Origin of the sequence: Collinsella aerofaciens (assembly GCF_002736145.1) — a bacterium.
GTDB lineage: Bacteria > Actinomycetota > Coriobacteriia > Coriobacteriales > Coriobacteriaceae > Collinsella > Collinsella aerofaciens_A.
Genome location: NZ_CP024160.1, coordinates 2,021,630 through 2,042,513, shown reverse-complemented (window position 1 = coordinate 2,042,513; position 20,884 = coordinate 2,021,630). Strand labels below are relative to the sequence as shown.

At 62.1% G+C, this 20,884-nt stretch carries 16 protein-coding genes; 2 read left to right on the top strand and 14 right to left on the bottom strand.

Annotated features, from left to right (window positions below; genetic code table 11):
• Window positions 1-2 precede the first annotated feature (2 nt).
• Window positions 3-1,982 (bottom strand): RecQ family ATP-dependent DNA helicase, encoded by a 1,980-nt coding sequence (locus tag CSV91_RS08845; RefSeq protein ID WP_099432586.1) that lies wholly within the window; start codon window positions 1,980-1,982, stop codon window positions 3-5.
• A 386-nt stretch (window positions 1,983-2,368) separates the two neighbouring features.
• Here CSV91_RS08845 and CSV91_RS08840 point away from each other — a divergent pair, with 386 nt between their 5' ends.
• The gene (locus CSV91_RS08840; RefSeq protein ID WP_099432585.1) at window positions 2,369-3,502 is read left to right on the top strand and encodes an IS110 family RNA-guided transposase; all 1,134 of its coding nucleotides are present in this window, start codon (window positions 2,369-2,371) and stop codon (window positions 3,500-3,502) included.
• A 266-nt stretch (window positions 3,503-3,768) separates the two neighbouring features.
• Here the strand turns inward: CSV91_RS08840 and CSV91_RS08835 are convergent, their stop codons facing one another.
• From CSV91_RS08835 to CSV91_RS08795, 9 genes are all read right to left on the bottom strand, one after another.
• On the bottom strand, window positions 3,769-4,488 hold the full coding sequence (locus CSV91_RS08835; RefSeq protein ID WP_099432584.1) for a GntR family transcriptional regulator: 720 nt from the start codon (window positions 4,486-4,488) through the stop codon (window positions 3,769-3,771).
• A gap of 220 nt (window positions 4,489-4,708) precedes the next feature.
• Window positions 4,709-5,716, bottom strand: coding sequence for a YitT family protein (locus CSV91_RS08830; RefSeq protein ID WP_099432583.1), 1,008 nt, complete (start codon window positions 5,714-5,716; stop codon window positions 4,709-4,711).
• Window positions 5,717-6,071: 355 nt separating this feature from the next.
• The gene (locus CSV91_RS08825; protein WP_157758020.1) at window positions 6,072-6,701 is read right to left on the bottom strand and encodes an HAD family hydrolase; all 630 of its coding nucleotides are present in this window, start codon (window positions 6,699-6,701) and stop codon (window positions 6,072-6,074) included.
• 158 nt (window positions 6,702-6,859) lie between these two features.
• On the bottom strand, window positions 6,860-7,843 hold the full coding sequence (locus CSV91_RS08820) for an SIS domain-containing protein (RefSeq protein ID WP_232049601.1): 984 nt from the start codon (window positions 7,841-7,843) through the stop codon (window positions 6,860-6,862).
• 199 nt (window positions 7,844-8,042) lie between these two features.
• The gene (locus tag CSV91_RS08815) at window positions 8,043-8,876 is read right to left on the bottom strand and encodes a PTS system mannose/fructose/sorbose family transporter subunit IID (RefSeq protein ID WP_035136780.1); all 834 of its coding nucleotides are present in this window, start codon (window positions 8,874-8,876) and stop codon (window positions 8,043-8,045) included.
• A gap of 13 nt (window positions 8,877-8,889) precedes the next feature.
• Window positions 8,890-9,684, bottom strand: coding sequence for a PTS mannose/fructose/sorbose/N-acetylgalactosamine transporter subunit IIC (locus CSV91_RS08810; RefSeq protein ID WP_006235136.1), 795 nt, complete (start codon window positions 9,682-9,684; stop codon window positions 8,890-8,892).
• A gap of 36 nt (window positions 9,685-9,720) precedes the next feature.
• A complete protein-coding gene (locus CSV91_RS08805) occupies window positions 9,721-10,644 on the bottom strand; it encodes a PTS mannose/fructose/sorbose transporter subunit IIAB (protein ID WP_099432580.1) in 924 nt (307 codons plus the stop codon).
• Between the two features lie 182 nt (window positions 10,645-10,826).
• Complete coding sequence (locus CSV91_RS08800) at window positions 10,827-11,909, bottom strand: DMT family transporter (RefSeq protein ID WP_157758019.1); 1,083 nt, start codon at window positions 11,907-11,909, stop codon at window positions 10,827-10,829.
• 258 nt (window positions 11,910-12,167) lie between these two features.
• Window positions 12,168-13,160, bottom strand: a complete 993-nt coding sequence (locus tag CSV91_RS08795) for an SIS domain-containing protein (RefSeq protein ID WP_099432578.1) — start codon at window positions 13,158-13,160, stop codon at window positions 12,168-12,170.
• 205 nt (window positions 13,161-13,365) lie between these two features.
• Here CSV91_RS08795 and CSV91_RS08790 point away from each other — a divergent pair, with 205 nt between their 5' ends.
• Window positions 13,366-14,088: a GntR family transcriptional regulator gene (locus tag CSV91_RS08790; RefSeq protein WP_099432577.1), complete on the top strand. Its 723-nt coding sequence runs from the start codon at window positions 13,366-13,368 to the stop codon at window positions 14,086-14,088.
• Window positions 14,089-14,462: 374 nt separating this feature from the next.
• Here CSV91_RS08790 and CSV91_RS08785 read toward each other — a convergent pair whose 3' ends face one another.
• The 4 genes from CSV91_RS08785 to mfd all read right to left on the bottom strand — a co-directional run bounded on the left by CSV91_RS08785 (window position 14,463) and on the right by mfd (window position 20,765).
• Entirely contained in the window at window positions 14,463-15,065 is a 603-nt protein-coding gene (locus tag CSV91_RS08785; RefSeq protein WP_099432576.1) for a GNAT family N-acetyltransferase, read from the bottom strand.
• A gap of 76 nt (window positions 15,066-15,141) precedes the next feature.
• Complete coding sequence (locus tag CSV91_RS08780) at window positions 15,142-16,167, bottom strand: threonine aldolase family protein (protein ID WP_099432575.1); 1,026 nt, start codon at window positions 16,165-16,167, stop codon at window positions 15,142-15,144.
• Between the two features lie 45 nt (window positions 16,168-16,212).
• Window positions 16,213-17,076, bottom strand: coding sequence for a phosphatase PAP2 family protein (locus CSV91_RS08775; protein ID WP_099432574.1), 864 nt, complete (start codon window positions 17,074-17,076; stop codon window positions 16,213-16,215).
• 56 nt (window positions 17,077-17,132) lie between these two features.
• Window positions 17,133-20,765 (bottom strand): transcription-repair coupling factor, encoded by a 3,633-nt coding sequence (gene mfd, locus CSV91_RS08770; RefSeq protein ID WP_099432573.1) that lies wholly within the window; start codon window positions 20,763-20,765, stop codon window positions 17,133-17,135.
• Window positions 20,766-20,884 lie beyond the last annotated feature (119 nt).

Genomic DNA, 20,884 nt, shown 5'->3' with positions numbered 1-20,884 from the left:
CGTTACGCTCCATCCCGCGCATGCTCGGACTCAAACTCTTCAATCGCCGCCATAAACTGCTCGCCAAAGGCGTCGGCCTTTTTCTCGCCAATGCCGTTGACCTGGATCAGCTCGTCGCGCGTCTGCGGGCGCAGGCGGCACAGGCCGCGCAGGGCCTTGTCGGAAAAGACCATATACGGCGCCATCTCCAGCTCCGCAGAGATCTCCTTGCGGAGGGCACGCAGGCGCTCGAACAGCTCGGCATCGTCGCCCACGCGCGGGCGTTGATCCAGCTCGGCCTCCTCGCGCAGCAGATCCACCGCACGGCGGGCGCGGGCAGAGACCTTGCGCTTGGACGCGCGACGCTTAACGGTAAAGGCAAACGCCTCATCCTCGACCTCGGTGGCACGCGGGCCCAGCCCCACGACCGGGTACTGCCCCTGCGAGGTGGCCAGGTAGCCGCGGCCGCACAGCTGGCCGATGATGTCCTTGATGCGCCCGACCGATTCGCTCGACAGCTCACCGTAGCCGCGGTCCTCGTCCAGATGCATCTGGCGAATGCGCTCGGTGTTGCCGCCGTGGAGCACATCGGCGATGAGCGACTTGCCAAAGCGCATGGGTCGCGTAGCCACATAGCGCACGGCGGCGCGGGCCATATCGGTGACATCCTCGACCTCGAACTGCGTGAGGCAATTGCTGCAGTTGCCGCAGCCCTCGGCGTCGTCTGCGGTGCCGCCCGCAGCAGCCACAACCGCATGCTCGGCCGCGGCTTCGTCGCCAAAGTAGCGCAGCATGTATTCGCGCAGGCAGCCGGTGGTATTGCAGTAGCCCTCCATCTGGCTGAGCAGGCGATAACGGTTCTGGAGTGCCCACGCGCGCTGCTCGTCGTCGAGCGCCTCGTCGGCAGCATCGCCGCGGTCGATCAAAAAGCGACGCATGCGAAAATCGTTGCCGTTCCACAGCAGGTGGCAGCTGGCCGGGTCGCCATCGCGGCCGGCGCGGCCAGCCTCCTGGTAGTAGGCCTCGATGCTCTCGGGCACGTTGTTGTGAATCACATAGCGCACGTTGGGCTTGTCGATGCCCATGCCAAAGGCGTTGGTGGCAACCATCACCTGAATGTCGTCGTCGATAAAGGCACGCTGGCTCTGGCGGCGGGCGTCGTTGCCCATGCCGGCATGGTAGCGGCCAACGCGAATGCCGCTGGGGCCCAGTGCCTCGGCAAGCTCCGCGGCCAGCGCGTCGACCGTCTTGCGGGTCGAGCAATACACGATGCCGCTCTCGCTCGAATGCGCGATCACATAGTCGCGCACCCACGCGGTCTTGGCCTTGTCGCCCATCTCTTCGCAACCAAAGTAGAGGTTCTTGCGATCGAAGCCCGTCACCACGGTCGCCGGGTTTTGCAGGCCGAGCATTTGCTGGATATCGGCGCGTACACGCTCGGTCGCCGTGGCGGTAAAGGCCGCCACGATGGGGCGCCGCGGCAGCGAATCGATAAACTCACGAATCTGCAGGTAGGCGGGACGAAAATCCTGGCCCCACTGGCTCACGCAGTGGGCCTCGTCAATGGCCACGAGCGGCACGCCAATGCCACCGTCCGCCGCGGCTTCCTGCGCAAAGGCTAAAAAGCGCGGCTCGAGCAGACGCTCGGGTGCCACGTACATAAGCTGATAGCGGCCCTCGCGCGCCCGCTTGAGCACGGTATTTTGCTGAGCCGGCGTAAGGCTGGAGTTGAGATAACTGGGGCGCGCACCCGCCGCGAGCAGCGCGCGGGTCTGGTCCTCCATAAGCGACAGCAACGGGCTCACCACAAAGGTGATGCCGGGCAGCATGAGCGCGGGGACCTGGTAGCAGATAGACTTGCCGGCGCCTGTGGGCATAACGCCGAGCGCATCGCGGCCAGCAAGAATCGCATCCACCATGCGGTCCTGCCCCGGGCGAAACGAGGTGTAGCCAAAATAGGCGCCGAGCGTGTCGAGCGCCATCTGCTGCATGCTATCGGTCATGGTTTCCTAACGTCCAAGTCATCTGCCGCCGATTATACGCCGCCACGCGGACCGGCGTCGCCCGGCTGTCAGCCACGCTCATTCTGCGGGTAGTCATTGGGGACGTTCTTGAATGATCAGTCGTTTAAGAACGTCCATTACAGTCGAAATTGTCAGCCCGGGACCGTCTCGGGCTACGATTGAGGCGCGCCCAGAACGGGCCGCCGACCGGGCGCCCGCGCACGGCCGAACGTCCCTGCCCCCCGGGAGGGCCCGTTGGGTGCTGCCGGCGCGGGACGCGCCGCCCCCGACGGCTGATAGGAAAGTGCCGGGCAGGTGCCGCGGCTGGTAATGTGAGTGCCGAGGGGGAGGCCATCCGGTCGAACGACTACCGGAAGGATACCACCGTGAAAGCGCCATCCACCAGGCCCGCGGCCGTGCTCGGCCTGGACGTCGGCAAGTCATCGCACTGGGCCTGCCTGATCGACCGCGACGGGGAGGTGCTGGCCAGCGCCCCCGTCCGCAACAGGGAGGCCGAGCTCGACGCGCTGTTCGCCTCCGCGCCCGCCGGCACGCTCGTCGTCGTCGACCAGTTCCGCAACATAGGGTCCCTCGCCGCGAGGCGGGCCCGCGCCGCGGGGCTCGGGGTCGCCTACCTGCCCGGGCTCGCCGCCAGCCGCGCCGCGGGCCTGTTCGCCGGCGAGGCCAAGACCGACGAGCGCGACGCCGCGGTGATCGCGCGGACCGCCCTGGGCGTGCCGGACTCCCTGTCGGGGGTCCCGGGCCGCGGCGAGGCCCTCGAGGCCGCCCGCGCCCTCTCGTCGCAGCGCGACCACGTCGTCGCCTGCGCGACCAGGGACAAGAACCGCCTGCGCGCGGTGCTGCTCGAGTCCTGCCCGGCCCTCGAGGCCGCGGTCGACCTGTCGGACCGGCGGTGGCTGGAGCTGCTCGCCGGGTTCGGCGGGGCGTGGGGGATCGCCCGCTCCGGGGCCGGGGGCCCGCGGGCCGAGGCCGCCGGGGAGGCCGCGGCCGCCTCCACCGCGCCCCCGCCGGCGCTCGTCGAGGCCGAGAACAGGCAGGTCAGGTTCCTGGCCGCCCGGATATCGGAGGCCCTCGACGAGGCCGGGGCCCTCGAGGCCGAGACGGCGGCGCTGCTCGAGGGCGACGAGACCTACGCGTGCCTGCTCACCGTGCCCGGCATCGGCCCGAGGACCGCGGCGCAGCTCGCGGTGTCGGTCGACATCGGGAGGTTCCCGGACCACGACCGCCTGGCCTCGTACTGCGGCATAGCCCCGAGGGTGAGGAGCTCCGGCACGTCGGTGAGGTCGGTCGGGGCGTCCAGGCGCGGCGACGCGAGGCTCAAGTCCCTGCTGATCTTCTCGTGCAACAGCCTGGTGAGGTCCTCGGGGCGCTACGGCGAGTACTACCGGGCCTGCAGGGCGCGGGGCATGGGACACGGGCGGGCGCTCAAGGCCGTCGCGAGGAAGCGGCTCAGGGCGATATACGCCGTGATGCGCGACCGGGTGCCCTACCGGGAGTAGCCCCGACGGTTGACAAAACTATAGGAACACCCAACGACTAAGGAGTGTCCCCAGGTGCCGACAGAAAAGGAACGTCCCCAAGTGCCGGCCCGGCAACGCCGATGTTTTGGCAATGTCAGCGAAAGCCCGCCAGAGCGAGCAAGGTGCCTTGAAACAAGGCGGCATTGATCTTTTGATCATGCCGCCGAAGTTGAAAGGCAGATTGCCGCTCTGGCGGGCTTGCAGCGTCGACCGGTCCGCCGTTCGTTAGAACGGCGGAACCAACCCTACATGACCATAACGTAGCGCGATCCCACGTAGTACTGCTTACCCATCAGGACCGGCTCGCCATTGGGGCCGATAAAGCCGGCACGCAGGTTGAGCAGTGGATCGTGCGGAGCAATGCCCAACTCGGCCGCCTGCTCGGTATTGGCACGAACGGCCTCGACCGTGCGGTAACCAACCGAGACAATCGGCGTTCCGCCAACACGCTCGACCTCGGCAAAAATCGACTTGTCCTCAAGATCGGCCGTCAACAGCTCACGGTAGGCGTCAAACGGCACAAAGATGTTCTCCTCAAAAATGGGCTCGCCGTCGGCCGTACGCACGCGCTTGATGTGCAGCAGCAGCGCGTCCTTCTGCAGGCCAAAGAACTCCATCTCGTTTTGACGTGCCGGCACAATCTGGCGATCGACCACATGCGCGCCCGCCTTCATGTCATTATCGGCACACAGCGCGGTAAACGTCTGCAGCGTCGAAGCGTGGAACTGGCGGTTGATGTGCGGCGTGGAGACAAAGGTGCCACGGCCCTGCTGCTTAACCAGGTAGCCATCGGAGCACAGCTCCTCGACGGCGCGGCGCACCGTAATGCGGCTCACGTCGTACTGCTCGGCTAGCTCAAGCTCGGACGGAATACGCTCCTTGGGTGCATAAACACCTTTCTCGATCGCGTCCTTGATTTCGTCATAAATCTGCTGGTAAAGCGGTGCATTTTTGGGCGTAGGCATATCTAATCACTCTTATTGGAATATCGAAATAACTAATACGTATATAACGTCTAGTTTCATGTTACCTCATATTGATAAAACGATACACCCTCCCTACCAAAAAGCGACAGCTTCATTTTGGTAGGTTTTATCTGGGCAAACGAAGGCCTCCCGAAAGCAGCGAGGCTTTCGGGAGGCTCAAGCGGACAGGATTGCGCCAGGCCAGCAAAATGCCAAAACCCTACTTGCCGTCGTCCTGCTGCAGGCTGTCCTGTTCACTGAGGCGCGCCTGCCTGCTGGCCATGCGCGCGGGCTTGTCGGGATCGGGAACGGCCGTGGGCATGGGCTCGTCGACATGACCGCCCCACCAGCCGCCCACAAAGTTGAGCGTGTGGAACACATTGATCACAGCGCCGGGATCAATGTCGCACACCAGCTTGATAATGTCCTGACTCTCGTAGGTCGAAACAACGGCGTGCAGCAGATACATCTTTTCGCGGCTGTATCCGCCGATGACCTCGGCGCAGCTAATGCCATGCTGAAAATGGTCAACATAGGCGGTCATGACCTCGTCCGCCTTGCGCGTCGTGATCTGCAGCGTCACGCGGTCGTAGCGACGATAGAAGCTGTCGATGGTCTTGGTCGAAATAAACTGGAACACGATGGAGTACGCCGCCTTGTCCCAGCCAAACATAAAGCCAAAGATCGCCAGGATAAAGCAGTTGAAACCAAAGATGACGCCCCAGATGGTCTTGCCCGTGTGGTTGGAAACCCACAGCGCGATAAAGTCGGTGCCGCCGGTGGATGCGCCGGATTTAAGCGCGATGGCAGCGCCCAGACCCGAGACCACGCCGCCAAAAATGATGAGCATGATCTTGTCGCCCAAAAACGGCGCGAAGTGAAAGACGTTGAGGAACAGCGACGAGAGCACGACCTGCATCATCGAGAAGATGACGAAGCGCTTGCTAATGCCGCTCCAGCATAGGAGCGCCACGGGGATGTTGAGCGCGAGCATACCGAGCGAGATGTCGATGTGAACGCCGCCCAGCGAGGTAACGCGATCGAGCAGGACCGCGACGCCGGTGAGGCCGCTCGGAAGCAGGTCAGCGGGCTGAATGAACGCCTGGATCAGGAATGTCTGGAGAACGGCGGAAATTGTGACCGCCACGGCGGTGATGGCGCGGCGGACGATGGTGAGGCGGCCGAGCACGAGCACGCGGTCCGTGAGCTGATCGATGGCGTTCGCCACGTAGGCTCCCTTCGAAGGCAGATGTAGTTGTGGGGCATGCCCGCGATTGTAGCATGGAGCGTACGGGGGCGCTTCAACTCACCCTCCCTCGACAGCCAAAGCGGGACCAGCAGCCCCACGACCAAAGGGCAAAAATCTAAGTGAGTAGACTTTTTACGATCTGCCGAGCACACCCAAAAATAGCAACCTCTGCGACCTGCGGTTTTACAAAGGAAGATATGTTTTGTGCTCCGCCTGCGCCAAAAAGTCTACTCACTTAGCCCGAATCGAAGCCAAGCGGATCAAAATTGATGCCAAATTAAGCCAATCCGCAGCAAATGACGCGTGAACCAGCGCTTCTCGCGGTGAATCAACGCTACAGCGCGGCCAAAATGTCGTCGAGGTTGTCGATGATGGTGTCAGCGGCGGACTGATCCAGGTTGACGCCCTCGTGCGGACGCAGCGCCAGGACTCGGGCGCCGGAGCGCTTGCCGGCCTCGATGCCCATCGGCGAATCCTCGATAACCAGGCACTCGGCAGGCTCCACCCCCAGCGCCTCCATGGCGCGCAGGTAGATCTCGGGGTCGGGCTTAAACGCGCTGCACTCGTGGCCGCTGATGGTGTAGTCCAGCACGTCGGCGATGCCGGCAATCTCCACCAGCTCATCAATGAGCTCGCGATAGGACGAGCTCGCGATGGCGCACTTCACGCCGCGCTCGTGCAGCGTGCGCATCACCGGCTCTGTCTGCTCGTTGAGCAGCTCGGCATACGGAACGGGATGGTCCGGGCTGTAGACCTGCTTGTACTCCACGCGCAGGCGCTCGCGCAGCTCAACATCGTCGGGCACCAGCGCCTCCCAAATGGCAGGCTCGTTAGACCCCGAAAGATCGGGGATCTCGTCAAAGTGGAAGCCCTTCTCTTCCATAAACGCCACGCGACGACGGTTGTAGAACCACTCGGTATCGACCAGCACGCCGTCCATGTCAAACAGCACCGCCTTGATCATACGCATCTCCTCCCACCTGCCAAAAAGGGACAGGTTTATTTTGGTAGGTTTTATCTGGGATTTCGACGCGACAGACACGCCCTCCCCAGAGCAAAAAAGGGGACGGGGCGCAAACCCCATCCCCTCTCAATCAACCCGTAAGGTCTACTTACTTGTGATTAGTAGGAAAGCTTCCACATGTAGCGACGCATGGTCAGCGGGTGCTGACGGGCCTCGGCGATCTGGTTGCCGTACTCGCGCATAACGGCGAGGTGCAGCAGCGGGTTGAAGTAGGTGACGACGCTCGCGGGCACGGCGTCAGCCAGGCCGTAGTCCTTGGAGTCGATCAGAGCGACCTTGGCGCCCATGCGCTCAAGGAAGGTGAGGGCGCGGGCGTCCATCGGACGGGTGGCGCCATCGGACATGAAGAAGACGTAGGGCTTACCCTCGGTGGAAACCTCGAACGGGCCGTGGAAGTACTCGCCGGTGTTGTAGGCGGCGGCGTCGATCCACTGCATCTCGGTGAACAGGAAGGCGGCGTGAGAATAAGCCATCTTCTCGGAGGCACCGGAAGCCATGAAGTAGATCATCTTGTCGTCCTTGAAGTCCTCGGCGAACTTCTTGGCGAGCTTCTTGCAGTGCTGAGCGGCGCTCTCGCAGAGATCGAAGACGTTGGTGAGGCCGGTGATCATGTCCTCGTAGTGGTCATAGCCCTCGGTCTGCTGAAGGATCTCGAGAGCAAGAGCGATGGCGTAGCCAGGCTTCTCGCACTTGGCAGCGTAGTTGGCGTGGAAGCCGTGAACGATGACGTGGTCGGCGTCGACGGTCAGAGCGGAGCCAGCCTTGTTGGTGAGGGAGACGACCGGGCAGTTGTGCTTCTTGGCGGTCTTGTTGGCCTCGACGGTCTCGGGCGTGGAGCCACCGAGGGAGCAGGTGATCACGAAGGTGTGCTCGTTGACCCAGGAAGGCGTGTCGTAGTTGAACTCGTTAGCGGTGAAGATCTGAACGTTCAGCTTGTCCGTGTTGTTGGCCAGGAAGTACTTGGCGGGGTAAAGGTCGGACATGGAAGCGCCGCAGCCGACGAAGGCGACGCTATGGATCTCGTGGTTGGACAGGACGTCAGCGACGATCTGCTTAGGGAGGTTAAGGTCGATCTCGTACATCTGACACATTCCTTTCGATTTTTTGCGGCGCCACATTGCCGGACGCACGCAGGGTTACCGTAATTTGGACCGAGTCGCCGGCCCGTTGAGGATGCGACAAAGGGACTGTCCCTTTGTCGCATTTGGGGATGGAAGCCTGCCTGGGGTATGGGATGCCAGGCAGGCCCCCGGGGGAAAGCGGTTAGACGCTTAGTCGCGACTAGGCCAGGATGCCGGCCGCGGAGAGGGCGATGCCGCCCACGATGGCGATCACGAGAAGCCAACCGGTGTTGACGTTCTTCTTGATGAGCCAGTACATAAGGCCGGTGAGGCCAAGGGAGATCATCTGGGGCATCATGCCGTCCAGGATGTCCTGGATCACGACGGTGCCCTCAGCGAACTGCAGCGGGGTGGTGGCGCCGATCAGTGTGGCGATCATGCCGCCCACGGACATAAGACCCACGATGCCGCAGACATACATGAGCTTCTCCATGAGGTCGCCGCCCTGAAGCTTGCTCAGGTACTCGTGGCCGCCCTGATAGCCCATCTTGGCTGCGAACCAAGTGATCAGCACGGAGGGGACGATGGAGATGAGCATGGCCAGGATCGGGCCCATGATGGAGCCCTGCTGAGCCAGCTGAACGCCCAGACCAAAGGCGATAACGCGGATGGTGCCTTGGAAGAAGGAGTCACCGATGCCGGAAAGCGGACCCATGAGGGAGGTCTTGACCGCGTTGATCGAATCGGGGTCGAAGTTCTCGGGATCCTTGGCGTACTCCTCCTCCATGGAGGCGGAGAGGCCCAGGATGAAAGCGCTCGTCTGCGGGGTGCAGTTGTAGAACGCCATGTGACGGTGGTAAGCCTCTTTCTTAGCAGCGAGCTGCTTGGGGTCGGACTCATCCGGATAGAGGCGATCGAGCGTGGGAACCATGCCGTAGAGGAAGCCCATGTTCATCTGACGCTCGTAGTTCCAAGAAGCCTGGATGGCCCAGGAGCGCCAGAAGAACTGGCTGACCTTCTTGTTCAGGGACACGTCCTTGGTTGCGGTTGCCATAGTGTGTTCCTCCTTAGTCTTCGTCGTCTTCGAGCGGATCGTAGTCGGAATCGACACCGGCGGCTGCATGGGAACCGTTGAACTTGAAGCCCATGAAGACGACAGCCAGGCACACACCGATCAGAGCGACCGCGATGACGGACAGGTTGAGGTAAGCGGCGAGCAGGAAACCGATGAACAGGAACGGAGTCATACCCTTCTTGATCATCATGGTGAGCAGCAGGGCCAAGCCGTAGGCGGTCATGATCTTGGTCGAAACGTTAAGACCGGTGGACAGCCACTCGGGAACCATGTTGACGATGGCCTGAACCAGGTCGGTGCCAACAAAGACGGCGAGGAAGATCGGCAGGAAGTACATGACGGCGTACAGACCGGAGCCGGCGCAGATGTGCATACGGTAGGCGGTCTTGAACTTTCCGTTATCGATCGCGCTATCTGCCACATGGGTGAGGGCGGCGATGATCGAACGGAACACGATGCCGAGGAGCTGACCCAGGACGGCGACCGGGATGGCGATCGTCATGGCGGTCTCGGCGGAAGCATCGGTCAGGCACGCGAAGGCGGCGGCCACGATGCCGCCCAGGACCATATCGGGCGGAACGGCGGCGCCGACCTGCACCAGGCCCATGGACACGAGCTCGACGGCGGCACCGACGGCAAGGCCGGTGGGCACATCGCCCAGCAGCAGACCGACGAGCGTAGCGCCAACGAGGGGCTGCTCGAAATTAAGACGACCGAGCAGGCGGGAGTCCCACATGCAGAACACGCCGACGAGGCCGACGAGCACCGCACTGATGAACGTATTCATACCCTTCTCCTTTCAGTCAGGCAAAAGCCTGGTTGATTACAGCTTGGCGTCGATGTCGACGCTCTGATACGTAGGGGTCTGCTGGACGTAGAGCTTGATGCCCATGTCGAGCAGCTGGTTGACGTCGGCCTTCTGGGTGGCGTCGAGGAAGACGGAGCTGTCCTTGCCGCCGACCTGCTCGGCACCGTCGTGGTTGGCGGTGGCGCCCAGGTTGATGGCGTCGAGCTTGTAGCCCTGGCAGAACTGCAGCATCTCGGCCGTGTTGCCAAAGACGAACATGACGCGCTCGCCGAGGGTGTTGAGCTTGTCCATCTTGGCGAGGGCACGCTCGACGGTGAAGACGTTCAGGCGCACGCCCTGGGGCTTGGCCAGCTTAAGAGCGCCCTTCTTGATGTCATCGTTGGCGGCAGCGTTGTCGACGACGATGATGCGCTCGGCCTGGACCTTGGTAGTCCAGGTAAAGACGACCTGGCCGTGCAGCAGACGGTAGTCAAGACGTGCGAGGACGATCTTGGCGGGACCGGAGCTGTGACGGGACGCCTTAGCCTTCTTGGCGGGAGCCGCGGCGACCTCGACCGGTGCGTTGGGGTTGGTCAGACCGGTGCGGGCCTCGTTGATGAGGGCCGCGAGCTCGGCGCCCTTGACGGGGGCGGGGCTCATAGCGAGCGTGAGCGCCAGCGGGATGTTGAAACCGCTGACAACCGTGAACTTCGTGCCGTTCTTGGAAAGCTCGACCATGTTGTTGTTGACCGAGCTACCGAGCATATCGGTTAGCACATACACGGTGTCGTCCGCGTTGAACGTGGCGATCATAGCCTCAACCTTATTGGTGATGGGCTCCTTGTCGTCACGAGCAAGCGACACGACGTGGACGTTCGACACGTCGCCGAGAACCATCTCGAGCGTGTCTTTGGCGCCTGCGGCCAGGTCGCCATGAGATGCGAGAATGATCTGATTCATCTTGCCTCCTCCTTTTCGTTATGGTCATTATAACGTCTTATACGTTGCTTATATTGCTAATTAGTATAAAGACCGTTCGCGGGTGAAAATCGACCGTTGACGGGTTTAACGTACTTGAAACGTTGGAGCCGGGCAGGCCGACGCTGTCTAGGCGACACCCGATCAGACGCCTCGCAAATCCTCTATCGCACGAAGTACCAGGGGCTTTCCTGCACGGTGGGCTCCAGCGCGATGCCGGTGCGCTCGCGGAACAGATCCATGTCCTGCGATTTCTCCGTCCACCACGCGTTGGGCTTAAAGGTCATGCTCTCGACAATACGTTTGACAATGGCGCTGTTGCGCAGCTTGGAAAAGTCGGTGTTCATGATCACGATGGAGGCGAGCACCAGCACAATGCCCAGGACCTTGATTGCGCCGGCGGACTCGGCATAGATGCCAATACCGACCAGAACGGTCGCCACGGTTTCGAACGAAGCCACGACCGGCACCTTCGACGTCTCAAGATCCATCGAAAGGCCCTGCATATAGAAGATGTACGCAAGAGCCGTCGGAATAAAGCCAAAGCCCGCGAACAGCAAAATGAGCTGCGGGGACATTGCCGCGGCCACATCGGACCACGGAGCAGAAAGCACAGCCATAAAGCATCCGCCAAAGACAAAGCCCCAAAACGTAACTGCCAGCGGATGCAGCGTCTTGGTGGCCATGCGGCTAAACACAGCCAGCAGCGCACCGCAAAGTCCGGCGATCACACCCGACGCGACGCCCCAAGTCGAGAAATGAAAACCGGACAGGTCGCCGCTCGTCACCGCGAGCACGCAACCCACAATGTTAAAGATGATGGCGACGAGCTTGTTGGGGGTCACGCCCTCGCGATAAAGCACGCGGCCGAGCATGACGCCAAACACCGGCGAGGTATAGAGCAGCACCGAGGCCGTGGACATGCCCACCTCGCCCATGCACTCGTAATAGCAGGTGTTGGCGACGGCCAAACCGACGATACCGACAAGTGCGCAGGGGACGAGCTCTTTAGGACTCGCCTTGAACAGCGCCATGGGACCCGAGGCTTTTCCCTCACGAGCACCTCCCTGGCAGCCCATGAATACCAAGACCGGAGCCATTAAGACGGCACCCGACAGCAGACGGAAAGCCGCCATGCTCTGAGACGAAACACCCAGGGCCGATATTCCGTTAACAAAGATTCCGATGGTGCCCCACATAAGCGCGGCGATCAGCACCAGCACATAGCCCACATTACTTCTCTTCAACGCAGTCTCCTCGGTATTATTTCCAATATGTTTCATGCTACGTTATAGTCGTTATATACATTTATCAAGACTGAAATCGGCGAACGGGAAAACTCTTGACACAGGAAGTGTCGCAGGTGCCGGCAGAAAGGGAACGTCCCCAAGTGCCGCTCTAGCAGTTGCGGTGAAATAGTTCTCAAATAGAGGCCTCACGCCCCCAACAGGAACTATTCCACCGCAACTTATGAGGAGTTTTGGGCTGTTAGGCCGCTCTATCCCTTAGTAATCGAGCTTCCACATGTAACGACGCGTCATATAGTCCTTGTGGGTGACGGCAGAGAGCGCGCGCATGTACACGTTGTTGAGAATCGGAGCAAAGATCAGGTGGTTGAAGTACTCGCTCACGCTGTCCTTGATGTCGTTGAGGCCAAGCTCCTTGGCATCGAGCTGATAGACGCGCTCGCCACCGTACTGGTTGACGAAGCGAATGCCGCGCTCGTCGTTGCAGCGGCTGCGGCCGACACTGATGAGCTGGAACAGCGAGGTACGCTTGTCCAGGATCTCGAAGGGGCCGTGGAAGAAGTCGCAGGTGTTGATGGTGCAGGAGTCGATTTGCAGCATCTCCTGCACGTTGCAGATGCTAAAGACGTAGGCGGCACCAAAGAGCGGACCCTGAGCCATGACGTTGATGCAGGGCTTGTCGGCGTTCTGCTCGGCCCACTTGGCAGCGAGCGGACGGGTGTACTCGACGGCCTTGCGATAGATGGGGTCGACCAAGTCGAAGGCGGCCATAGCGGTCTCGTACTCGGCATAGCCCTCGGTCTGCTGCGTGAGCTCCATGGCGACCATGGTCACGACGGCGGAGTTGGTGCGGCCCATGCAGGACTCGTCGACGGCCAGGCTGTCATATTGGACCTTGTAGTCGCAGACCTCGGTGAGGCCGGACTCGTCGACATAGATGGCGATGGTGCTGGCGCCGTGGTCCTTGGCGACCTGGGCGGCGACGATGGTCTCCTTGGTGCCGCGCATGGACACGACGACGGCCAGGGTGTTCTCGTTGACGTAGGCAGGGGTGGCGTGCACGAACTCGTTGCTGGTGTAGCTGGAGCTCACGACCTGCGTGGCCTCGTGCTCCATAAAGTACTGGGCAGGATAGTTGCCGCCGTTGGATCCGCCGGCGCCAATCCACACGACGCGCTTGATGCCGCCCTTGTCCGCCTTGTCAGCCAAAACCTGGGAGACGACGTCCTTAACCTGTTCCTGAGTAGTCATCGTGCATCAGCCTTTCTTCTCGTTTGATGCTCTCGATGGCATACAAGTTACATACATGTTTTGGCTATGTCGATTAGTTGTATGCTATATTTGTCTTAGAAATTTTGCTGATGCAGTTTTCGATAACTGGCTACCAGTGATTTTGTTGTTGTATTGAATACATGCTTGATTAGACTCGCATACAGGTTAGATACAGGTTGATCGCATGAACGCTTCGTCTAAAAAGAAACTGACCCAATACGAGCGCTTGGCGGGCATGCTGCGCGACCGCATCGCCGCCGGCACCTACGCGCGCGGAGACAAGCTGCCGTCCGAGATGGAACTCATGGACGAATCGGGGCTGTCGCGCAGCACCGTGCGCCATGCCCTTAAAGTGCTCGTTGATGAGAGTCTGGTGCGCACCGAGCGCGGGCGCGGCGCCTTTGTGGCCGACACGCCCGCGCTCCACGAGAACAACCTGGTGTTTTCGAGCTACACGGCACAGGTCCAGGGTCAGGGCATGAAGCCCACCACGCGCACCGTGGACTCGGGCTTTGCCAAGGCGGCCGGCAGCATAGCTAAGTTCTTTGACGCCGCCGTGGGCAGCAAGCTCGTCAAACTTGTCCGCCTGCGCTACCTGGACGACGCGCCGCTGTGCCTGGAGACCACCTATCTACCGCCAAGCTTCAAGACGCTCATCGATCGCGATATCAACGGTTCGCTCTACGCCACGCTGCGCAAAGAATTCCATCGCGCGCCGGCACAGGGGCACAAGACCTTTGAGGTGTGCTATGCCTCGCAAAACGAGGCGTTTTTGCTCAACGTTGAGCGCGGGCAGGCGCTGATCCTGATCACCGACTACGTCTACGACACCGACGGTCACCCGCTCCATGTCTCCAAGCGCATCCAACGCACCGACCGCGCCAAATACACCGAGCCCATCGGTTAGCGCACTACACGAGGCGAAAACTAACTAATATACGTTTTACCTGCGGTTTTTATAAAATCTCAAGCCAGAATGGCGCAAGTGCCAGCATCGCCTGGCAATACGCGCCGTCCAAGCTCAACTGTTCCTGCTCAGAATATCCAGCACCGTAAACCTAAGTGAGTAGACTTTTCGCGACCTGCCGAGCACACCCAAAACAGCCACCTCCGTGACCTGCGGCTTTACTAAAGCAGATACGCTTTGTGCTTGCCCTGCGCCAAAAAGTCTACTCACTTAGCTCGCAAGGCGTCCCGAAGGGACGATTCAGGTCAAAATAGCGTACGAACGCTGCATTTCTTGCGGCGATTTGATACCGCAAGACAGCCAAAAACCTGTCCCTAAATGGTAGGTTTGAAACCTTGAGCGACAAGTGCGGGGAACCAGGTTGGTTTGGGCTGGTTGGGGACGCGCTCGGCTAGAACCAGCTCCATCCAGCACATGTCGTACCAGCGGCCAAACTTTTGGGCGCAGCGATCAAAGGCGCCCACCAGGCGATATCCCATATGGGCATGGAAATCCTGACTGTTGTGCGTCAGGTACTCGTCGTCCTTGTCATGCGGCACGGCGATGAGGGCGCACATGTTGGTGATGCCCATCGCGACCAGGCATTGCTTGAGCGCGTCATGCAGCTTGCGGCCCAGCCCGCCGTGGCGCACATCGCGTGCCAGGTAGATCGATGTCTCGACCGACCAGTCGTATGCCTCGCGGCTGTTAAGCGCGCTCGCATAGGCATAACCTACCGGACGCCCGTCCAACTCCATCACCAGATACGGATAGCGCTTGAGCGTACGCTCGATGCGCCCGGTGAACTCCTCAACGCTCGGCACCTCGTATTCGCAGGTAATCGCCGTCTGGCGCACATATGGCTCATAGATGGCAAGCAACGCCGGCGCATCATCGGGCGTCGCCAGGCGAATCGTCGGCTCGGACATCTCGGTCATACAACCCTTCTCCCCAAAAGCAAAGGCCGCCCTGCGCCAAACCCAGCGCAAGGCGGCCCCTCGTCATTACATCAGGCTACAGGATAGCCGCCAGCGCGTCGATGTCCTCCTGCGTCGTGGCCCAGCTGGTGCAAAAGCGCACCACCGTGTGGGTCTCGTCGTACTTTTCCCAGTACTCGATCGCCGCATGCTCGCGAATGCGGGCCATGTCCTCGTTGGGCAGAATCACGAACTGCTGGTTGGTCGGCGTTTCCAAAAAGAACTGGTAGCCGCGCTCGTGCAGCACACGGCGCAGCGCCTGAGCGGTCTCGATCGCCTGACGACCAATCTCAAAATACAGGCCGTCGGTAAAGAGCGCCTCAAACTGCACGCCCGTCAAGCGGCCCTTGGCAAGCAGCGCGCCATGCTGCTTAATACGCGGAATGGGATGCGCCGGGGCGTGCATGCCGCAGAACACCACGGCCTCGCCGCACAGAGCGCCGCACTTGGTGCCGCCGATGTAGAACACGTCACACAGCTGCGCCAGCTCGGGCAGGGTAATGTCGCACTCATCGGCTGCCAGCGCATAGGCCAGGCGGGCGCCATCCACAAACAGCGGAATCTCGCGCTTCTGGCACACTGCGTGAATCGCCGCGAGCTCGGCCTTGGAGTACAGCGTGCCGTACTCGGTCGATAGGCTCACGTACACGGCGCCCGGGAACACCGTGTGCTCGTAGCTCTCGTTTTCGTAGAACACCTGGATATAGTTTTCGAGGTCCTCGGCGTGCATCTTGCCCTCGTAGCCGGGGATGGTGAGCACCTTGTGGCCGCCAAACTCGATGGCGCCCGCCTCGTGGCAGGCAACGTGGCCAGTCTCAGCAGCAACGACGCCCTCGTACGGCGCGAGCAGCATGTCGATCACCGTCGCGTTGGCCTGCGTGCCGCCCACCAGAAAAAACACGTCGGCATCGGGGGCCTGACAGGCCTCGCGGATAAGCTTCTTGGCACGCTCGGTGTGTGCATCGGTACCATAGCCGGGCTGCGGCTCCATATTAGTGTCGACGAGCGCCTGCAGCACCGCCGGGTGTGCGCCGTGGGAATAGTCGTTGTTGAACGCGAGCATGGCAATCCTCTCCTACCGGGCATCAGCCAGATGATTCAAACGGGGCTATTGTACGCCGTTGGGATAGGCAATGCGCGCGGCAAGACACTCAAGTGCCAGTACTAGGGCAAAACCGCAGCTCACGTCGCTCAAAAAGTGTGCTCCAATCACGATGCGCCCAAAGGCGACGAGCACCGCGACCACAGCCGCCGCCCAAAAGATCACGCGGCGACGCGAAGGCTTTTCCGTAAAGGCCGCCGCGGGAAGTCCAGCAAGCATAAGGCCGATCGCCGCGTGCGCCGTGTGTCCGCTCGCAAACGACTTAAAGCCGTCCTTGATCACGCCGGCGGCGATATAGCTCCACTTGTCGGGATTGCCGATCACCCACCACGGCTGAAAATTGAGCCCCGGCGTGACCTCGATCACGCGCATGCGTGGGCGCGACCACAACGGCTTAACAATGACGTTGAGGATGATGGCCTGAGCGACCCACACGGCAAGCACCATCAGCGCCCAGCGCGTGAGATCGTCGGGGTCGGTGTCGCGCGTAAGGCGATAGGCGATGAGGTTGGCCGCGATGGCCAGCGTAAACGTCAGTACCAGCTGAAACGCGATGAGCTTGCCGCCGACGCGCAGCGATCCGATAATCTCGTAGCCGACCAGGCCCACGTTGATCAAAACGCCCAACGCGGCGAGCCACTTGCTCGCCTTGGAATCGGGGCGTGCCGAGCGCACGAGCATAACGCCCGCGATGCTCGCCGTCAGCTCAAACGGCAGCTCGCCGGCGGCCTCGATAAAGCGGCCGTACATGCTGCCGATGTTGAACAGCGCGCTCGAGATTTGGTAATCGAAAAAGGTGCCCACGCCCAGGCAAAGGGCAAGGATAACCGCTATAGCAGCGGCGTCTTTCTTGTAGATGTACCCGAACATGCTTTCCTTTCGATGAAACCAGAGTGCCCAAATGGGGCGTTTGCAGCATCGACCCGTTAATCATCGTCGGACGCACCCAGCTGCTGCAGCAGCATAAGCGCGGCCGCCACCGGGCCGGTGCCGTCGTTGGCGTCGAGACCGCGGCCCAGGCCGCTGCCCGCGCCGGCGCCCGCCTTGTAGGGCACCGACAGTTTGCGGCTCTTGGGAAAGTTCACCGCGCCATAGTGGGTCTTGAACTCAAAGGCCACCTTCTTGGGCACGTCAACGCCCAGGAAGGTAATGCGCCCACCGCTGAGCGTAACGCTCTCGAGCCCCAGGCGCTCGCCGCGGATACGGATGCGCGCACGGTTGAACAGGTTGAGCCCCGCCAACGGCAGCTCACCGTGCGCGGCCTCGGTCTCCTCCTGCACCTCGTCGATACTCTCCAGGTCCTCGGCGGCCGCGAGCTTGCGGTACACGAGCACGCGCTGGTCCACCGCCGGCATGTACTCCTCGGACAAGAAGTAGTCGGCCGGCAGGTTGATGCCCACGCTCGCCGCCTCCACGCCGGCATCGTCATCGCCGCGCGCCTCGGCCACGGCCTGGCCCAGCATCTGCGTAAACAGGTCGAAGCCCACGCTCGACAGGTTGCCGTGCTGCTCGGCGCCCATAAGCGAGCCGGCGCCGCGAATCTCCAGGTCGCGCATGGCGATGCGCATGCCGCTACCCAGGTCCTGGAACTCGGAAAGTGCAGTCAGGCGCGCCGTGGCCTCCTCGGTGAGAGGCAGCTCGCCCGGGAACATAAAGTACGCGTAGGCCTGCGTGGCAGAACGGCCCACACGGCCCTTGAGCTGGTAGAGCTGTGCCAGACCCAGACGCTGCGAGTCCTCGATGATGAGCGTGTTGGCCGTTGCGTTGTCGATACCGCTCTCCACGATGGTTGTGGCGATGAGCACGTCAATCTTCTTGGTCGCGAACTCGATCATCACGTCCTCGACCTCGCGCGGGCTCATCTTGCCGTGTGCCACGCCCACGCGCGCCTCGGGCGCAGCCTCGTGCACGCGCGCCACGGCATCGTCGATGGTCTTGACGCGGTTGGACACGTAATACACCTGACCGCCGCGGCCCACCTCCAGGCGAATCGCTGCACTCACCACGTCGGGGTCGTACTCCCCCACGTGCACGATCACGGGACGACGCCCGGTCGGCGGTGTGGTGATCAGGCTCATGTCGCGCACGCCGCTTGTGGCCATCTGCATGGTTCGCGGAATAGGCGTTGCCGAGAGCGTGAGCACGTCGATCTGCTCGCGCAGGTTTTTGAGCTGTTCCTTGTGCTGCACACCAAAGCGCTGCTCTTCGTCGATGATCACCATGCCCAGGTTCTTGGGGTTCACATCGGCCGAAAGCAGACGGTGCGTGCCGATAAGCACGTCGATCGTGCCCTCGGCAAACGCCTTGAGCGCGCGCTTTTGCTGCGCCGGCGTGCGGAAGCGGCTGAGCACCTCGACCTCCAGGCCAAACGGGGCAAAGCGCTCAAAGAATGTCTCGTAGTGCTGTTGGGCCAGAATGGTCGTGGGGCAGAGCACCATGACCTGGCGACCGGAGTCAACGCACTTAAACGCTGCGCGCAGGGCGACCTCGGTCTTGCCAAAGCCCACGTCGCCGCACAGCAGGCGGTCCATGGGCTTGGGCGCCTCCATGTCCGCCTTGATGTCGGCGATAGCCTCCAGCTGGTCGCGCGTCTCGTCGTAGGGGAAGCTCTCCTCCATCTCGATCTGCTCGGGCGTATCGGGCGGACAGGCGATACCGGTAATCGACGAGCGGCGCGTATACAGGTCGACCAGGTCAAACGCCAGCTTTTTGGCATTCTTGCGCGCCTTGTTGGTGGCCCGCGTCCAGTCGGCGGTGTTGAGCCTGGTCAGGCGCGGTTTATCGCCGTCGGGACCAACGTAGCGCGTAATGCGGTCAACCTGCTCCAACGGCACGTAGAGCTTGTCGCCATCGGCGTATTCCAGCAAAAAGTAGTCGCGCTCCTTGCCGCCCACTTCCTGACGCGCGATCTCGCTAAAGAGCGCGATGCCATGCGTTGCATGCACCACGTAGTCACCCGGCTTAAACGGGAAGGTGATCTGTGTAATGTCAACCTTGCGGCGGCTGCGCGCGCGGTTGGCATCCATGCGGGCGTTGAGGTCGGCGATCGAGAACACGGCCAAATTGGCGTCGGGCACCACCACGCCCTGCGGCAGGGCAGCGTCCACAAAGGTCACGCGCCCGCGCGAGATGGTGGGCACGGCGGCACCGGCGGCAGCCTGCGCGGCACCCGCCTCGAGCGAGCGGGCGTTGAGCGCATCGGCCTTACGCTCGCGAATGGAAGCATGGGCCTCCTGGCGTGCGGCACGGTCGGCGGAATCCGCCGCTGCCACGCGCACGCGGTCGCCGATAGCGCCGGCATTTTCGGGCGCCGCGGTCAGCGATTCCTCAAAGGTAATGCCCTCGTCGCCAAAGGTGAGCTCCATCGACTCGCGCGCACCGCGGTCGGGAATGGCAAACACGCAGGCATAGCGCTTGCCCACGACCTCCTGGATGCGCGTCATAAAACGGTTGTCCGAGCCTGCGATGGCAGGCTGCTCAATCTTGAGTTCGGCCGTCACCGCACCGCCGGCACGGATGAGGCTCACATAGTTCAGGCGTTGCTGGGAACCAAAGTCGAGTTGCTGGGCGCGCACGTACAGGCCGTCCAGACGGTCGACCCCCGCCTCGCCGGCACGGGCCTCGATGTCCTCGTAGGCGCGCAGGCAATCGTCGAACAGCGAGCGCGGCTCGGACAGCACCACGAGCGCCTTGCCGCTCACGTGCGACAACGGGCTCACGGTCTGGCCGTACATCACCGGCAAAAAGCGGTCGAGCTCAGGCGTGACGATGCGCGCATCCACCATCTCGAGCAGCGCCGCCAGCTTACTGTCGTCCTGGCTGGCGCGGTAGAGCGCCACATGCATGTTGTGAACGGCCTCGTCGGTGAGCGCCAGCTCGCGACAGGGGAAGATTTCGATGCTGTCCTCGTTGCCGATGGTCTGCCCCGTGGAACTCACCATGCGGCGGATGCGATCGATCTCGTCGCCGAAAAACTCAATGCGCACGGGCGCCTTTTCCTGCGCGGGAAACACCTCGACGGTGTCACCGTGCACACGGAACAGGCCGGGCGCGTCGGCGGCGCCGGCATTTGTGTAGCCCATGCCCACCAGACGCTGCGGCACCTCGTCAAAGGGAATCTCCTCGCCCACCGCAAAGGTCGTCGACTCCCAGTAGCGGCTCTCAACTGGCGGCACGCAGCGCAGCAGCGCGCGGGCCGAGGCGACCATAATGCAGCTGTCGCCGCGCACGATGCGTCCCAGGGCCTCGCAGCGCTGCGCCACCACGGCGTCGTCGGGCGCCTGCTCGCGCCAGGGGTAGTCCTTGCGCTCGGGAAAGCGGCACACGTGCGCCAGGCCCACGTAGGCGGCAAGGCTACGAGCGGCGCGATCGGCGGCGTCCTCGCCACTCACGATATAGACCGTGGGACGCGGGCGGCGCGCAAACTGGGCGGCCGCCATCAGCGTGCGGCCCGACTGCGACACAGCCAGCGTCACGTCCTCGCCGGCATCGAGTCCGGCCTCGACGGTCTGCAAGGCCTCGGCAGTGTAGAGCTGCGCGGCTATACGGTGAATGAGCATGCTGTTCCTCCGGCATCGCAACGCCAAAAGCCCGCCGAGGCAAGCTCGGCGGGTCGTTCGTCAAATTCGTTGCCTGTCATGGTAGCGCATGGAGAGGACTCCAGCTCAAGCGTACGCCC

Excerpts from the sequence above, each read along its gene's own strand:
- CSV91_RS08780 (WP_099432575.1), bottom strand. The coding sequence starts at position 16,167 with ATGCTCGCGTTCAACAACGACTATTCCCACGGCGCACACCCGGCGGTG.
- CSV91_RS08810 (WP_006235136.1), bottom strand. The coding sequence starts at position 9,684 with ATGAATACGTTCATCAGTGCGGTGCTCGTCGGCCTCGTCGGCGTGTTC.
- CSV91_RS08795 (WP_099432578.1), bottom strand. The coding sequence starts at position 13,160 with ATGACTACTCAGGAACAGGTTAAGGACGTCGTCTCCCAGGTTTTGGCT.
- CSV91_RS08845 (WP_099432586.1), bottom strand. The coding sequence starts at position 1,982 with ATGACCGATAGCATGCAGCAGATGGCGCTCGACACGCTCGGCGCCTAT.
- CSV91_RS08825 (WP_157758020.1), bottom strand. The coding sequence starts at position 6,701 with ATGATCAAGGCGGTGCTGTTTGACATGGACGGCGTGCTGGTCGATACC.
- CSV91_RS08805 (WP_099432580.1), bottom strand. The coding sequence starts at position 10,644 with ATGAATCAGATCATTCTCGCATCTCATGGCGACCTGGCCGCAGGCGCC.
- CSV91_RS08775 (WP_099432574.1), bottom strand. The coding sequence starts at position 17,076 with ATGTTCGGGTACATCTACAAGAAAGACGCCGCTGCTATAGCGGTTATC.
- CSV91_RS08820 (WP_232049601.1), bottom strand. The coding sequence starts at position 7,843 with ATGTACGAGATCGACCTTAACCTCCCTAAGCAGATCGTCGCTGACGTC.
- CSV91_RS08835 (WP_099432584.1), bottom strand. The coding sequence starts at position 4,488 with ATGCCTACGCCCAAAAATGCACCGCTTTACCAGCAGATTTATGACGAA.
- CSV91_RS08790 (WP_099432577.1), top strand. The coding sequence starts at position 13,366 with ATGAACGCTTCGTCTAAAAAGAAACTGACCCAATACGAGCGCTTGGCG.
- mfd (WP_099432573.1), bottom strand. The coding sequence starts at position 20,765 with ATGCTCATTCACCGTATAGCCGCGCAGCTCTACACTGCCGAGGCCTTG.
- CSV91_RS08785 (WP_099432576.1), bottom strand. The coding sequence starts at position 15,065 with ATGACCGAGATGTCCGAGCCGACGATTCGCCTGGCGACGCCCGATGAT.
- CSV91_RS08815 (WP_035136780.1), bottom strand. The coding sequence starts at position 8,876 with ATGGCAACCGCAACCAAGGACGTGTCCCTGAACAAGAAGGTCAGCCAG.